The 15308-nt window shown below is 37.3% G+C and carries 18 protein-coding genes and 1 CRISPR repeat array; of the genes, 2 read left to right on the top strand and 16 right to left on the bottom strand.

The genetic code is table 11. The annotated features are described in order from the left end of the window. Window positions 1-127: 127 nt before the first annotated feature. Together MCBB_RS00915 and MCBB_RS00910 are read left to right on the top strand one after the other, a co-directional pair. Window positions 128-811, top strand: coding sequence for a glycosyltransferase family 2 protein (locus MCBB_RS00915; protein WP_071905847.1), 684 nt, complete (start codon window positions 128-130; stop codon window positions 809-811). Continuing rightward, on the top strand, window positions 808-1809 hold the full coding sequence (locus tag MCBB_RS00910) for a UPF0104 family protein (protein WP_071905846.1): 1002 nt from the start codon (window positions 808-810) through the stop codon (window positions 1807-1809). The genes MCBB_RS00915 and MCBB_RS00910 overlap by 4 nt, the downstream gene beginning before the upstream one ends. A gap of 249 nt (window positions 1810-2058) precedes the next feature. Here MCBB_RS00910 and MCBB_RS00905 read toward each other — a convergent pair whose 3' ends face one another. The 16 genes from MCBB_RS00905 to thiC all read right to left on the bottom strand — a co-directional run bounded on the left by MCBB_RS00905 (window position 2059) and on the right by thiC (window position 14962). Beyond that, window positions 2059-2514 (bottom strand): RDD family protein, encoded by a 456-nt coding sequence (locus MCBB_RS00905; protein ID WP_071905845.1) that lies wholly within the window; start codon window positions 2512-2514, stop codon window positions 2059-2061. 46 nt (window positions 2515-2560) lie between these two features. After that, window positions 2561-3337: a hypothetical protein gene (locus tag MCBB_RS00900; protein WP_171899060.1), complete on the bottom strand. Its 777-nt coding sequence runs from the start codon at window positions 3335-3337 to the stop codon at window positions 2561-2563. A gap of 2 nt (window positions 3338-3339) precedes the next feature. Beyond that, complete coding sequence (locus tag MCBB_RS00895) at window positions 3340-4128, bottom strand: hypothetical protein (RefSeq protein WP_071905843.1); 789 nt, start codon at window positions 4126-4128, stop codon at window positions 3340-3342. Then, window positions 4125-4439 carry a hypothetical protein gene (locus tag MCBB_RS00890; protein ID WP_171899059.1) on the bottom strand — a complete coding sequence of 105 codons (315 nt, stop codon included), beginning with the start codon at window positions 4437-4439 and terminating at the stop codon, window positions 4125-4127. Before MCBB_RS00890 ends, MCBB_RS00895 begins: the two co-directional genes overlap by 4 nt. Window positions 4440-4584: 145 nt before the next feature. Then, window positions 4585-4899, bottom strand: coding sequence for a hypothetical protein (locus tag MCBB_RS00885; RefSeq protein WP_071905841.1), 315 nt, complete (start codon window positions 4897-4899; stop codon window positions 4585-4587). Between the two features lie 119 nt (window positions 4900-5018). Continuing rightward, window positions 5019-5288 (bottom strand): hypothetical protein, encoded by a 270-nt coding sequence (locus MCBB_RS00880; protein WP_071905840.1) that lies wholly within the window; start codon window positions 5286-5288, stop codon window positions 5019-5021. Between the two features lie 36 nt (window positions 5289-5324). Beyond that, window positions 5325-5636 carry a hypothetical protein gene (locus tag MCBB_RS00875; protein WP_071905839.1) on the bottom strand — a complete coding sequence of 104 codons (312 nt, stop codon included), beginning with the start codon at window positions 5634-5636 and terminating at the stop codon, window positions 5325-5327. Beyond that, the gene (locus MCBB_RS00870) at window positions 5623-5874 is read right to left on the bottom strand and encodes a hypothetical protein (protein WP_145975982.1); all 252 of its coding nucleotides are present in this window, start codon (window positions 5872-5874) and stop codon (window positions 5623-5625) included. The genes MCBB_RS00875 and MCBB_RS00870 overlap by 14 nt, the downstream gene beginning before the upstream one ends. 16 nt (window positions 5875-5890) lie before the next feature. After that, a complete protein-coding gene (locus tag MCBB_RS12020) occupies window positions 5891-6028 on the bottom strand; it encodes a hypothetical protein (protein ID WP_171899058.1) in 138 nt (45 codons plus the stop codon). Between the two features lie 19 nt (window positions 6029-6047). Then, window positions 6048-6599, bottom strand: coding sequence for a hypothetical protein (locus MCBB_RS00865; RefSeq protein ID WP_145975981.1), 552 nt, complete (start codon window positions 6597-6599; stop codon window positions 6048-6050). A gap of 379 nt (window positions 6600-6978) precedes the next feature. After that, window positions 6979-7371, bottom strand: a complete 393-nt coding sequence (locus MCBB_RS00860; protein WP_071905836.1) for an OB-fold nucleic acid binding domain-containing protein — start codon at window positions 7369-7371, stop codon at window positions 6979-6981. A gap of 302 nt (window positions 7372-7673) precedes the next feature. After that, window positions 7674-9169: direct repeats of the CRISPR family, unit length 30 nt; unit sequence ATTTCAATCCTAAAATAGTCTGATTTTAGC. A 443-nt stretch (window positions 9170-9612) separates the two neighbouring features. Further along, on the bottom strand, window positions 9613-11286 hold the full coding sequence (locus MCBB_RS00855) for an ATP-dependent DNA ligase (protein WP_071907941.1): 1674 nt from the start codon (window positions 11284-11286) through the stop codon (window positions 9613-9615). A gap of 277 nt (window positions 11287-11563) precedes the next feature. Then, the gene (locus MCBB_RS00850) at window positions 11564-12382 is read right to left on the bottom strand and encodes a helix-turn-helix transcriptional regulator (protein WP_071905835.1); all 819 of its coding nucleotides are present in this window, start codon (window positions 12380-12382) and stop codon (window positions 11564-11566) included. A gap of 285 nt (window positions 12383-12667) precedes the next feature. Then, entirely contained in the window at window positions 12668-13174 is a 507-nt protein-coding gene (locus MCBB_RS00845; RefSeq protein ID WP_071905834.1) for a ferredoxin-thioredoxin reductase catalytic domain-containing protein, read from the bottom strand. Next, window positions 13171-13449: a glutaredoxin family protein gene (locus tag MCBB_RS00840; protein ID WP_071905833.1), complete on the bottom strand. Its 279-nt coding sequence runs from the start codon at window positions 13447-13449 to the stop codon at window positions 13171-13173. The genes MCBB_RS00845 and MCBB_RS00840 overlap by 4 nt, the downstream gene beginning before the upstream one ends. A gap of 238 nt (window positions 13450-13687) precedes the next feature. Then, complete coding sequence (gene thiC / locus MCBB_RS00835; protein ID WP_071905832.1) at window positions 13688-14962, bottom strand: phosphomethylpyrimidine synthase; 1275 nt, start codon at window positions 14960-14962, stop codon at window positions 13688-13690. Window positions 14963-15308 lie beyond the last annotated feature (346 nt).

The following is a 15308-nucleotide window of genomic DNA, read 5'->3' as shown; positions in this document are numbered from 1 at the left end:
ATAAACTGTAACATATAATATGTTGAGTAAAATTATATCTTAACTAAAATTTTTTAATTTGTATTAATTACAGTGATTTCAATCGTATCAACTATCTACCTATTAATTAACTAATGGAAAAATTAAAATGAAATTAATAACGATAATTCCTGCTTACAACGAGGCTCTTGACATAAAAAATGTTTCAAAGGAAGCTTTAAAATATTCAGATGTTCTTGTTGTTGATGATGGTTCCAACGATAAAACAAATCGTCTGGCAAGAGAATCCGGTGCAATGGTTGTTAATCACGAGAAAAATCTTGGGAAGGGTGCAGCCATAAAAACCGGACTTAAATTTGGCCTTGAAAGGGGTTACGATGTTTTTGTAATCCTGGATGGTGACGGACAGCACGACCCATCATACATACCTGCATTAACAGCAGAGATCGATGGCGCAGGAGTTGTTATAGGCTCCAGATTCCTTGGCGGTATTCCTGACAACATGCCTCTTCAAAGGAAGGTTTCAAATGCCATTACAACCAATCTTATAAAGTACGTGACAGGTTACACCTTGACAGACAGCCAGTGCGGTTTCAGGGCAATATCAAAGGGTGCTGCAGAAATATTCGTGGACATAGGTTACGATGATTATGTTTACGAATCTGAGATGATACACAGGGCCTCTGAAAACGGCGTGGTGATAAGGGAGGCCCCAATATCCTGCAGATATGGGCATGAAAAATCCTACATAACCTGGATAAATGTTCTGCATTACATCTTCTTCATACTGAAACTTGTCTTAAGGAAAATAAAGAGTAGGGTGACTTCTTGAAACAATTATACGTTCTGATTGTGAGTTTTATACTCCTGATCCTCCTGGTTTTATGGTTGGGGCCATCCAACATCCTCCATGCCCTTGAAACTGCCAATCCATGGCTCATCCTACTTGCGGCCTTCATTCATCTGGTGGTTATAGGGGTCAGATCCCTGAGGTGGGGTTTCATAATAGGCCAGCCCACTGAATTCAAGAAGAACTACGTTGTGAAAACGATAGGACTCTTTGCAGGAAATTTCAGCCCAGCCCGAAGTGCAGGGGAGGTTTTGAATGCAGTTGCAGGAAAAAAAATCAATAGAATAAGCCTATCTGAGGGTCTCTCAGCAGGTTTAACTGAAAGGTTCTTCGACGTTGGAATAGCAGGCTGCCTCATGTTGATATCATCCCTGTTCCTGCCGAAGGTGCGTGTGATCACCATAATTGGAGGTTTGGTTTCCCTAGGCATGGTTCTCTTGATTTACATCTTCAACTGGAGGGAGAATGCCAGTATCTGGCTTTACGAGAGGATACATCCTCTAATCAGCAAACTTCCCATAAGGGAGGAGGTTCTCAACAACATGTACGTCAAGTTCACAGGTGGTTTGAAGAACATGATCGAGTACACCCGCTCCTTCAGCAACTTCAAAAACTTGACCCTGGTGTTCTTATTATCTGGAGCTTCCTGGCTTCTTGAATGTGTTCGTCTCCTGGTTGTTTTCTACGCATTCAACACTGAAATAAGCTTCACAGCCATCGTGGTTATATTCCTGATTGCAAACCTCATTGGAATTATTACGGCATTACCTGGAGGAATAGGCTCAATAGAAATATCCCTAACAGGATTGTTCGTATTGTTTGGTGTTTCTGGAGCTTTAAGCGGCAGTATTGCCCTTGTGGATAGGCTGGTTTCATTCTGGCTTGTAACTGCGCTGGGGATCATCTTCGCTTCCTACTATGCAAAGGACATCCTCGAGGATATAAAGGGTTATACGTTGGATATTAAGGGATCTAAATGAGTTTCTGGGGATAATTTATCTGGATTAGTTAATTTAAGATTCTGTTGATCTAAAAAGGAGTGAAACCTACCAAGCTGCTGGATACATCACAAATATCTGTATCAATCAATTTCAATAGGTTTTATGGGTCTTTACAACGTAATCCCAGTTAATTTATCTCTTTCATGGTTTACACAGTTGCAGGCTGCAAGGAAAGTTAAAACAAAGTTCTCACCAGTCCAGAAAGAAGAGGCTCCAGATCCAAATTTATTAATATTCGGATTTTATTTGGGCTTTTTTTTGGATGACTATGGTTTTTGCTGTTTTGTCTCCGAGTCTTTGATTTTTATCGGAACACAACATAACAATTAGGCCTAGAAGACCTGGTATGAAGTAGGGTAGGAGATCAGCGAACCTTAAAAGATTCCTTGTGACACTTTGCATCTTACTTGGAGGTTTTAAGGTCTTTTCATCCACCACCATCAAAGATAAATAATATTTACCGGGAGTACTACCACCTGAAGGTCCTTCAAAGTAAGAAAAATAAACCAACATAACCAGGGTACTGATTATCAGGAAAACAATACCTACAAACAGGTCAGATGCCCCTAAACCTATGAAGAACAAAAATCCGAAAAACATCAACAACAAAAGAACATCCAACACAAAGGCACAAACACGACGAAAAACAGAAGCCAACACAACACCCTCAACAACATCCACCATCAAAACAAAAACCTCCCACAACACACTAATTTTTTAATAACTAAATTTAAACCCCTAACTTCCCAACCAAAGCAGGTAAATCAGTTTTCAACAACTTCAAATACGTCCTATAAGCCCTAACAACATCATCCAAGTTAATCCTATCACGACCACCAACCACCGCACTACACGCCATAAGAGAAAGTAAAAAAATTCGTTCTCTTACTTGGAAATCCATCAATTTATTATCAATATGAAAACCTTTACCCGCATATACCAGTAATTCTCTTAAGTTATCGTAGAGTTTTTTTGTTTTTTTATCCTGCCATTGCAGCTTTTTAAGTTTCTTAAAAAACTCAGGGGTTGGTTTTGGAACATTTAGAGGTTCGTCAAATTCATCCAACAAGAAAACCAGTCTTTCATCAATACGAGCATCATAAAAAGCCTTAACATCACCATGAGTAAATTTACGCCCAAGACACATATAATACAACGGCAACAAAAACGCGGAAATCTCTGAAAAGTGTTCAAAAAGTATCAGATCCTTTTTTAAAGAGAAAAAATGATTACGATTCAAATTTTGATAAGCCAACGTCAACATATCATCATTGCGCTTCTCATCCACAGACAACTCAGCACCAGGCACAGAAATCTCCAAACGCACCAAATACGCCTCAAAAAATCTTTCATGAAAACCTTCACTTTCCAAACTCTTCAAACCACTAACAACTTCCTTTAAACCCTCAACGTCAAATTCATCCAACAAAAGCCCAGAATACTTCTCAACCGTGCCATGATCACTTAAAGTAAATTTATCCCTCTGTGAAACCATAACAACATCCATCCTCATTTTATATTGCTCAAATTATCAACTAAATCAGGCAAATCAGTTTTCAACAACTTCAAATACGTCCTATAAGCCCTAACAACATCATCCAAGTTAATCCTATCACGACTATCAACCACTGCACTACATGCCATAAGGGAAAGTGTGAAATTGAATTCTCTAACCTGAAAATTTACCAATTTTAAATCCACGTGCTTTCCACTAGTTGCATACACCAGCAATTCTTTTAAATTTTCATGGAATTTTTTTGTTTTTTTATCCTGCCATTGTAGCTTTTTAAGTTTCTTAAAAAACTCAGGAGTTGGCTCTGGAACATTTAGAGGTTCGTCAAATTTATCCAACAAGAAAACCAGTCTTTCATCAATACGAGCATCATAAAAAGCCTTAACATCACCATGAGTAAGTTTACGCCCAAGACACATATGATACAATGGTAATAAGAGATCAGAAATCTCACTAAACTCAGTAAAACTTATCAAATCCCGTTTAATGGAGAATAGGCGTTTGTAACTTAAATTTTGATATCCTAAAACCAGAAGATCGTTATCACGTTTCTCATCCACAGTTAACTCAGCACCACCCTCAAAAATATTCGAACCTAACAAATAATCCTCAAACAATCTTTCATGAAAACTTTCACTTTTCAAACTCTTCAAACCATTAATAACATCTTCCAAACCCTCAACGTCAAATTCATCCAGCAGAAGCCCAGAATACTTCTTTAACATTTGTTGATCATTCAATTTGAACATATCTCTCTGTGAAACCATAACAACAGTCCATATCATTGTATATCACTTAAATTATCAACTAAGGCTGGTAAATTAGTTTTTAATAATTTGAAATATGTTTTATGTGTTTTTACAATATCTTCTAGGGTTATTTTATCTCTTTTGTTATTAATGGCATTGCAGCCTGCAAGGGATAAAAGGAACATGCTCTCTCGAACTTGAAAATCAATTAATTTAAGATTAGATGCATGTCTACCTCCAGTACCATACAAACGTATCTCGTCAGTTAGTTTAAATAACTTTTGAGTCTCTTTATCAGCCCACTGGACTTTTTTGAGTTTTTGGAAATATTCTGCAGTAGGAGTCATGACTTCAGGGCTATTTGTATCAAAATTATCCAAGAAAAATATTAAACGTTCATAAATTTTAGTATCATAAATCCTTTTTACATCATTGTGTCCCAATTTTCTGCCTAAATAAACATAATAAATAGGAAAGATGAATTCAAATATTTCAGAAAAATGTGTAAAAGTAATTAAATCCTTTTTTAGCGAGAAAAAAATGTTTAGAACTTAAATTCTGATAAGCCAACGTTAAAAGATCATCATCACGTTTCTCATCTACAGACAACTCAGCAGCATCCTCAAAAAGATTCCTTCCTAACAGATAAGCCTCATAGAACGTCTTATGAACGCCACTACCCAAGCCTCTCAAACCTTCAGCCATATCCTCCAAACCCTCAACATCAAATACATCAACCAGTTTAACTATTTCCTTCTCAGCAATCTCATCCCCACTCAAATTAAACATATCCCTCTGTGAAACCATTATCTTCCCCTCTTTAGTAAATTTAATCCAATTCCATGCATTTGCTAACTATTTCAACTATAGATAATGACTTAATAAAACTAAAAAGATGTTCAACGAGCGATTATCACATAAAAAGGTCATTTCTTCCCTATGTCACGTTTTTCTTCAAGTTTCATGGAGATCTTGTCACTTGTCACTGGGGTTTTATTCTTAACTTCTTCTCCTTCAGGTTTTGGGCCTTTAATTAGGTTGTATAATCCTACGGCAACTATTGCTCCAATTATCCATCCTAAAAGGCGTATTAATGGATGGTGAGCTGTGCCCTCAGATGAAGAGTAACCCATTAAAGATAGTAACGCTTCGATAACTAACACAGCCACACAAACAAAGGAAACAGCTGCCACCAAAAACCTACAAAATTCCTCCAACCCATAAAAACCACATCACAAACTACTAATATCAGTGTCAATCAGTTTCAAATAAGTTTTATAGGCCATGATAACGTCTTCAAGGTTAATTCTATCTCTTTCATGGTTTACACAGTTGCAGGCTGCAAGGAAAGTCAAAGCAAAATCCTCACCAGTCCCAAAAGAAGTGGTATCAGATCTAAATTTTTCAAAACTCACCTCAAATTTTAATGTGGATAATCTTTTAAACAACTTTTTAGCCCTTTTATCCCATTTAACACCCCGAAGTTTATAATAAAAACTCTCATCAGGCACATCATACGAATCAACAATATCAAAACCATCCAAACCACATTAAACGTTCTAAGATTTTGTATTGTTTGTCCAAGTCTTTAAGGGTGATTTTATCCTTTTTATATGCATAATTCACAAAACCAATAATACCTGTAATTGCAAGAAAATGCGTTGAAATTATAACACCCGTCAAAGAAGCCACATAAAGAGGATGATCGCTGAGAACCGTAACTGCATACCTATTCTGAGCATACCTCTCCAACAAAACATCAAAAGGCTGTCTCTCACCCAAAGCCTCACCCGCCCCACTAGCACCATAAACCATACCTTTCCGAACCTAAAAGGCTAATTACTTTTTCCACAACCCCCTGCAATCCATTAACACTACTAAATTCTTTTAAAATCTTACCCTGCACCTTTTTTATCCCTTTCATATCATAAACCATTATATAACCTCTAAATTATTTATTTGAATGCCCATTTTTTTAATCCATTCCATAATGATTTTCCAGTGTTTATTATTTGTTTTCCAGTTTTGATTACCCTTTTAGCGGTTTTAGTGTTTAAAATTTTTTTAACAATAGGCTTTTTCAACACCCATTTCACCGTAGATTTCATCTTCTGGATTACAAGATTACTTTTAATATATTTAGAAACCTTTTCAACTTTCCCAATAAATTTTCTAGCACCCCTCTTAACATAAGGCTTAGCAGATTTCCAAGTATTCTTTAATATTATTTTAGAGGCCTTAACTACACGATTGGACTTAACAGCTTTTTTAACAGAATCCACCTTATACTTTACTGTCTTTTTTATCTGCAAACCAGTAACCCACTTTTTAACGTCAACTAACTTATTATAAGCACCATATATCGAGAATGCACCTGCAAAAGTTGTTAAAATAGCACCAATAGTCTGATGATTCTTTAGACCAAGATATTTACCTGTAATTTCAGCTAAATAACTTACATCACCCTCCGTAGAAGCCTTAAAAAAATCAGCATAATACTTCGTCATAAAATTACCATAAAAACCCAAATTATCCGAAATCCACCTCCCAAAACGTACACTCAGAAAATACGCGAAAATATAACGAACCAAAAAGAAAAACGCGAAAAAATCAAATATAACAAATAAATAACCTAAAAAAAACCCCACCAAACAAACAAAACATCCAAAATACTAATACTAAAAGATTAAACAAATAAAACAAAAGACATTACAATTTTCACCATTAAAAATCTCCTTTTACAACTATCAAAAGTGTTAATATTTATAAAAGCATGTTAAAGCTCCTAAAAACTCAAAAATAATAATTAATACCTTAAAATTTAAGTATTAATCCCAATAAACAAAATCTAAGTAGACAACTCATTTTTGGGATCCTGATAGCAGATCATGAAACTATCCTCAATGACTTGGCATCCTTGAGTATGATCTCCATACTGCCCCGATACTCACTCACGGTTCCAACTGCATTTATCCTCCTTTTATCCATTCCCTGAATGGTTAGATTTCCCTTTTCTATATCGGTTGCAGAACTGTCGAATATCACCAGGGTTATCTCGCCCGTACCATCCATTACCTTAAGGAAGTAGGTGTTGCTGGTTTTTGATTTACCAACCTCCTGAACAACCCCCTCAACTGTAACATCCTCATCCAGCATTCCCCTGTCTATCTGACTTATTTTAACTTCCCTGGGCATTATCTGCCCTGCAAATACTACCATTCCCAGGAGTCCTATTATAGACGTTGCAAGGGCCAACCTGAATATCTGATGATCCTCCACAGCTTCACCACCATTAATACACTTTAAATTCAATTTCAGAGGTTTTTAGAATCTTTATTTTTTAAGGAGCTATTTTTAATGCTTTTTTTAATGTATTTCTTATCACATCACAAAATTATTATTAATTATATCATGTTTAGTATTAATAATGTTTAGTATGATGTGAATTGAGGAGTGCACCCACAACTTTGAGCATCTAAAATCAGAATAATTCAAAAAATATTTTTAATAATTAAAAATGTGTGAATCCAATGAAAATGATTTCATATTGAAAAAAAAGTTATTTTATAAGGATATTTTACAAATTTCTCCTAAAATAGTCTGATTTCAGCCCATAGCTGCTGGACAGAGTAAAGATGTCGTTATAAAATTTCAATCCTAAAATAGTCTGATTTCAGCCCATAGCTGCTGGACAGAGTAAAGATGTCGTTATAAAATTTCAATCCTAAAATAGTCTGATTTTAGCCTCCTGAAGCTGTGGCTTTGCATTTTGCTGATAATTATTTCAATCCTAAAATAGTCTGATCTTAGTAGGCATATATTACTACTTCATCTCCCTTTGCTGCTCATTTCAATCCTAAAATAGTCTGATTTTAGCAAACAACCTTTATTACAGTTCTGATAATTTTGATGAATTTCAATCCTAAAATAGTCTGATTTTAGCCAGGAACATCATATATAAAAGTCATAAAGGTGATTAAATTTCAATCCTAAAATAGTCTGATTTTAGCCCCAATACCACCCCAGGGAAACCCCCGGCCCATCCCCATTTCAATCCTAAAATAGTCTGATTTTAGCCAACCGCGATCCACCAGAAACAACTTAAAAAAAATCTATTTCAATCCTAAAATAGTCTGATTTTAGCCCGCTACGGGGACACAATTAACTACAGAAGTAATAAAATTTCAATCCTAAAATAGTCTGATTTTAGCATTCCAAGATGGAATAGCCACTGTTTACGTAAACCGATTTCAATCCTAAAATAGTCTGATTTTAGCCACTTGAAATACTCCGAAAGATTGAAACCGCAACAGGATTTCAATCCTAAAATAGTCTGATTTTAGCTATAATCAATTACATTAAAAGTTTACCAGGCCGTATTATTTCAATCCTAAAATAGTCTGATTTTAGCGTAGTCAAGTCATCCTACGAAACCCGATTTCAGTCATATTTCAATCCTAAAATAGTCTGATTTTAGCAATTTGTTTATGTTTTTTGAACTTCTTATATAATCAATTTCAATCCTAAAATAGTCTGATTTTAGCTTCAAATTACCTATTTTCATTGATTTAGTCGTGGTAGAATTTCAATCCTAAAATAGTCTGATTTTAGCTTCATGCCTCTACGGGTACTGTTTCCTCTTGACTTGATTTCAATCCTAAAATAGTCTGATTTTAGCCAACACCAACACAGTACGCATCTGCACTTGAAACAGTATTTCAATCCTAAAATAGTCTGATTTTAGCAACCACTAGCATAATAATAAAATTTCACACTATTTGATTTCAATCCTAAAATAGTCTGATTTTAGCTTCACAGATACTACCTAAAATTCCAGCCCAGACTTTATTTCAATCCTAAAATAGTCTGATTTTAGCTAGACAAATATTTCTATAATGACAAAATCGTGTTTTAATTTCAATCCTAAAATAGTCTGATTTTAGCATAATAAAATAATAATAAAATAAACAAAGATTGAAGATTTCAATCCCAAAATAGTCTGATTTTAGCAAGAAACAAAGCATACAACACAACACAAAAAGGACTTATTTCAATCCTAAAATAGTCTGATTTTAGCAGGGCCGAAATTTCGCCTATTTCCCCTGATACAGCCTATACTTTGGCCAATATCACACTTAAAATTATCCATCCCCAATTTTCAATTTCTTTTATATGGATCAACACCAGCCTGCAGAGGATTTTTTTAATAAAATAAAATCAAAAAATAGATAAAAACTAATTTAAAGTAATATGGTGATGGTACAGCATATACGAAGCTCAAATAAATTGAAATAAGCCAATCAAAGCCTTAGTAATATTAAACTTATATTTAATAAATTTGTGGGATAAACGATCAAGCAAAAACTCCTTAAAAATTGAAAAAAGAGTACATAAATGATAATAAGTTAAAAAAAGTAAAAAATCAAAAAATTCCGCCAATAGGAGCCTTTTAAACCCGAAAACATTCCTTTTAAGTGTTTTATCACTCCGCATAGTATAAATTAGCATATATAAATAATTTTAAAGCGTTTGAACATCTTTAAACATCGATTCAACACGTTCAACCGTGTCAATATCCTCAATACTTATATCTTCCCTTACCCTCTTAACAACAGGGAACCTCAAGGAGTATCCACTCTCGTACTCCGGGCTCTTAACGATCTCACTGTAGGCAATCTCAAGGATGATGGATGGAACTATCTCCACCCTTCTGCCTGTTTTCTTGGTTATAAGGGGTTCAACCATCTCAGATAGTTCCAGAAGCATCTGATCGTCCAGACCGGTTGCTGCATGTGCAATGGTCTTCAGTTCGTTGTTTTCATCCTGAACTGCCAGCAGATATGAACCTATGAAGTGAGCTCTCTTACCTTTACCGTAGGTTCCACCAACAACCACCAGATCCAGGGTTTCAGGTTCTGCCTTTCTTTTGAGCATTTTCTTGCCTCGGATGCCCGGCATGTAAGGTGCATGGGGATCCTTGATCATTATACCCTCATGTCCCCCCTTCAGTGATTCTGTGAAGAGATCTTCAGCCCTCCAGATATCCTCAGGTGTGGCCTTCACCTGATTGGAAAGCTGGAGCTTATCTTCCATTACATCAACCATGGATTCAAGTATCTTACGCCTGTCCTCGAAGGGCGTATCTATCTGAGGACCATGGTAGTACAGCACGTCAAAAAGGTAGAGCTTCAGTGGCACCTGTTCGCGCATCTTCTCGATTTCGTACTTCCTCCTGACCCTCTGGAGTATGTACTGGAAAGATATAGGTTTACCATCCTTTGTAACGATTATTTCACCTTCAACGATGAAATCCTCATGGGGCAATGCTTCTTCTATGTACTCAATGATTTCAGGAACTGCATTGGAGATGTTCTCAAGTCTTCTGGTGAATATGTTAACTTCATCCCCTGATCTGTGTATCTGAACCCTTATACCGTCGTACTTGGTTTCACAGAGAGCCCAACCCATCTCCTCAACACTCTCCCTGATCCCAGGAGAGAGCTGTGCTAGCATTGGCTTGACAGGTTTTCCTGGTTTGAGGCTGAGTTTTTTAAGTCCTTCAACACCTTCTTCCTTTGCAACCTCTGAAACAAGACCAAGATCATTTGTGAGCATGTGCGCCCTTTCAACTACCCCTTTCTCAACTGAGAAAGCTTCTGCAATGGCATCCTTTATGGTTCCCTCACCCACTCCAACCCTGAGCTCTTCAAGCACTGTTCTTGTGATGTACTTGGCCTCCTCCGGGGATGCAGATGAGAAGAGTTCCCGTAATATCTCCATCTTCTTGTACTGGGACCTGTTTCCTGAAATATCTGCTATCTTCATGAGGTTGCTGTGAACCTTCTGGATGGTCAGGGGGACTGTGAAAAATGTTGCCTGCTTTTTTTTACCAAGAAGTAGTTCTGCAGCGGTTCCAATATCCCCTGCATCCCGCATCATGTCCTCAACGTCCTCAGGCCTAACTCCTGCAACCAGTGCCATTGCATTCATAAGGAGTTTTGATGCTATTCCAAGTTCCTCCTCACTCCATGTTGGGAAAACCCTTCCAAGGGAGAGCAGTGTAACAACTGGAAGAAGCTCCGGATCTTCTCCCCCTATTTTCCTGAAAAAATCCGCGAGTATGGTGGTTTTTTCAAGCCTCTTGGTTGTGGAGTCCAACTTCTCGTATACATCCACAAGTTCCATGTACCTCATTCCATCCTTTGAATTCATGATCATGATCTCCTCAGTGCACATCGATTCGATTTTAACAATAGATTGTGGGTTAAAATAAATCCATTGTGATTTATAGTATCATTATCAAAAATCAGCTATAAAAAATCTTCATTCAATACAGGATTTTCAATATCCTAAAATTATTTTTAGTATGTTATAATTCGTTATATTATCTTAAATATGAAGAATAACGTTAACAGGTTATTTCTGTTTCAGTACTTCAAATTAAAAATTATCTTGAAAACTTAGCCTCGTTTCAAATATTAAATTCCTCGTATATGTATTTGTAATGTTTAAAAAGTCTTTCACCCCATGAAATAGCTTCCTCATCCTTGCTGATCAAAAACACGTTGATGTCGTATGATCCATCGGTTGAAAATAGGCCCATTGCAAGGAATTCATCACCTAAGGTAAGTGAAATCTTTAAATCATTACCTGCAATTCTTAGACTCCCATTACCTGAAGCAATAGATTTTTGGAGTTTTTCTGTGCCTATGGTTTCCTCCATTTTATCCATAACAGCTGAAGTAACTACCAAATCAAGTTCTCCATTCCTTTCAATGGTTCTGATAAACATCTCAGCATTTTTAGGGTAAAACACTGGTGAAAGAAATTTTATGTTGCTTGTATCCATCAGAAGCTCTGAAAGAACCCTGTGAGGTTTCATTACATCGGTTGTTGTGGATGTTACAATGGTGGAGTTGTTTAGGTATCCAATATCCTTGATTAGGTTCTTGGGTATGCAGTCCACTTCATGATTCAGAAATAGGTCCTTGCATGTCTTTATTGTATTGATGGTCTCCATCATATCCACGAGTTTGTTCACAGCCATTTTCCCCAACTGTGAGAGACAATAATTGCCTGAATCCCTCAGTATAATGTTTTTTCCCTGAAGCTGGCTCATTCCATGGAGTATGGTTGATGAGCTGAGGTGGATATCGTTTCGAAGATCCGCAAGATTTTTAGGACCATCATTTAAGCTCATCAATATCTTTATTCTAACATCAGAACTTGTAAAAAACTTCATATCAGTTTTAATATCTTCATAAAGTTCAAACATATCATTGATATTCATTCTATCCCCTAAATTGGTAGTCCCTATTTACCAGTTATTTAGCCCCACCATAACTGATGCTCAATATTAGTAATAGTAGTAATAGTAATTATTATTAATTATAAATGTTCTGTTTAGGAAGGTGAAGCTTCAAAATAACATCGTTATATGACTTGATTGAAACAAGTATTTAAACTTTGAAAGCTGAATTGAAAAGTGAAAATTCCCTCTAAAAATAGGATTAATTAAAAAAAAATGGATTTTAAAGTGTTTAAATGTTTTAGAGGAATTAATTCCTATTTTAATTCACATGAATCTTTCGAAGCGTTCCTTCCCAACCTTACATATTGGACAGGATTCTGGTGGTTCTTCCCTTGCACAGAGGTAACCACAAACTTTACACCTCCAAACAGGCAGTGAAGGGGTTAAGAGTGCATTGAAAGATGTTGATTTCATCCTCACTCTTTCTTCAGGCCCTGGACGTCTTTCAGGAATTGATGTGAGCTTTTTCTTGCCCTCAAGTATTTCCTTTGTAACGTAGAGTCCACAGTAGCAGGCCCCGTACTCGTTGAGGTCAGGATCCCTGTAGTCGCATGGGCAGATGAGATCTAGGTCGTCCTCCTTCTTTCCAGATGCAAGGCGGCATGGACATGCCCCGTAGCCGTACCTCTTCTCATTTACGAGTATGTTCTTCAAGAGCTCCTTTGCAAATCCAACGTCTGGGTTGAGGTGGTATCCATAGGCTTCAGCATCCTCTTTAACCTTGGTGTAGAATGCATCAACCTCTGCATCAGAAACCTCTTCAGGACTCATCCTGCTGCCTCCCTTATTCCCTCCTCATCGAAGCCCACTATACATCGTTCATCGTTTATGATGAGGGTTGGGAATGAGAGCTGTGAGTTCCATTTTTTGATCTCTTCCACTGCATTGGAACGTTCCTCTCCCTCTTCAAGATCAACGTAGATATAGTTGTACTCCACTCCAAGGTCTTCAAGCAGCATTCTGGTCTTTTTACACCATCCACATGTGCTTAAAGCATAAAGAACAAATTTTCCTTTATTTTCACCATCCACGTGTTGCATTGGCATTTTTGGCCTCCTGAAAGATTTTAGATTTTTTAAACACTTTACCTATGTAAAAGCATCTATTAATAGTTATGATATCAATTTTATTAAGGGATGGTTTAAAAATTAAAACACAACACTGGAGGATTGGTTAAAAATACTGAATTAAAAGGAGTAAAAATAAGAATAAAGTCATGTAAAATGGGACATATAGAATTTAAAGATATTATAAAAGTTCTTGAACCCTTAAATTCAAATTTTTTTAAAAGTTGTCTCTAACGATCCTTATGGCGCAGAAGTCTCCGCACATGGTGCACATGTCCTCATCAGGGGATGGCTTTCTCTGCCTGCATTTTCTGGCCTTTTCCCCATCAAATGCAAGTCCAAACTGTTTTTCCCAGTCAAAATCCCTTCTGGCATATGCCATTTCAACTTCACGTTCCCATGAACCATTAACTCCCTTGGCTATGTCTGCAGCTTCTGCAGCTATCTTCGAGGCTATGACCCCTTCCCTGACATCGTCAACGTTGGGTATTGCAAGGTGCTCTGAAGGTGTGACGTAGCACAGGAAGTCCGCACCAGAGGATGCTGCTATTGCCCCACCTATTGCAGATGTTATATGGTCGTAACCTGGTGCAAGGTCTGTTACAAGTGGCCCAAGTACGTAGAATGGTGCTTCCTTGCACACTGTCTTTTGTATCTGCATGTTGGCCTGGATCTGGTTTATTGGAACATGCCCGGGTCCTTCAACCATTACCTGAACTCCTGCATCCCTTGCCCTGTCAACCAGTCCCCCTAGTGTTACGAGTTCCTGGATCTGGGGCACGTCAGATGCATCGTGAAGACACCCCGGCCTCAGACCATCTCCAAGGCTCAATGTAACATCATACTCTGCTGCAACCTCAAGGAGGTAATCATAGTTGCTGTAGAGGGGGTTTTCTTCCTGGTTCTGCAGTATCCATGCTGCAAGGAATGATCCTCCCCTGCTGACAATTCCCATTATCCTGTTGGATGCTTTGACCTTCTCAACTGTTTCCCGAGTTATTCCACAGTGGACCGTTATGAAGTCCACGCCTGCCCTGGCCTGATTTTCAATGGCATTGAACATGTCATCCTCATCCATGTTGATGACTGCACCTTTACTCTTTGAAGCTGTGACTGCTGCCTCGTAAACAGGTACGGTTCCTATTGGCACATCAACAACATCCATTATGGCTTCACGGACAGTTTCAAGCCCCGGACCTGTACTGAGGTCCATTATAGTATCAGCACCATATTTAACTGCTGTTTTTGCCTTTTCAACTTCCCATTTAACCTTCTCAAGCTCGGAGGAGGATCCAAGGTTGGCGTTGATCTTGGTTTTGAGGCCCTTTCCCACACCCATTGGCCTGCTCCTGCCATTGACATTTTTTGGAATAACAATACGGCCGTTTGCCAGTCCTTCGATAATTTTCTGGACACTTATACCCTCTTTTTCAGCCACTGCTTTCATTTCATCTGTAATTCGGCCTTTCCTGGCCTCTTGCATCTGAGTCACTTTTCGATCCCTCGCTTTGATATTGAAAGATTATTAAGACGAAGCTTAGTCAAATCACTAAAATAGATCCATCCTAAAAAATCATGAACGCCCCATTATGAGCATAATTAACAATACAGTAGTATTAATTTGATGATTCCTTCTATTCATTTAATGGTATACCCAGATTCATATATCAACTTATTCCATTGAAAGAGTTGAATCGTGCGGTGGATGTTTCACTGAAACTCACAACCAATGGTACCAAATAATCCTAACTCTTTTTTAATGGGTTTTAGAAGTTTTTTAGTATTTTTACAGGTGAACATTTCACAATGCATGAGATTAATCTTTTTTTTATAATTTT

Origin of the sequence: Methanobacterium congolense (assembly GCF_900095295.1) — an archaeon.
GTDB classification, from domain to species: Archaea; Methanobacteriota; Methanobacteria; order Methanobacteriales; family Methanobacteriaceae; genus Methanobacterium_C; species Methanobacterium_C congolense.
The sequence above is the reverse complement of the archived record's forward strand: the minus strand, read 5'-3'. Positions and strand labels throughout refer to the sequence as shown.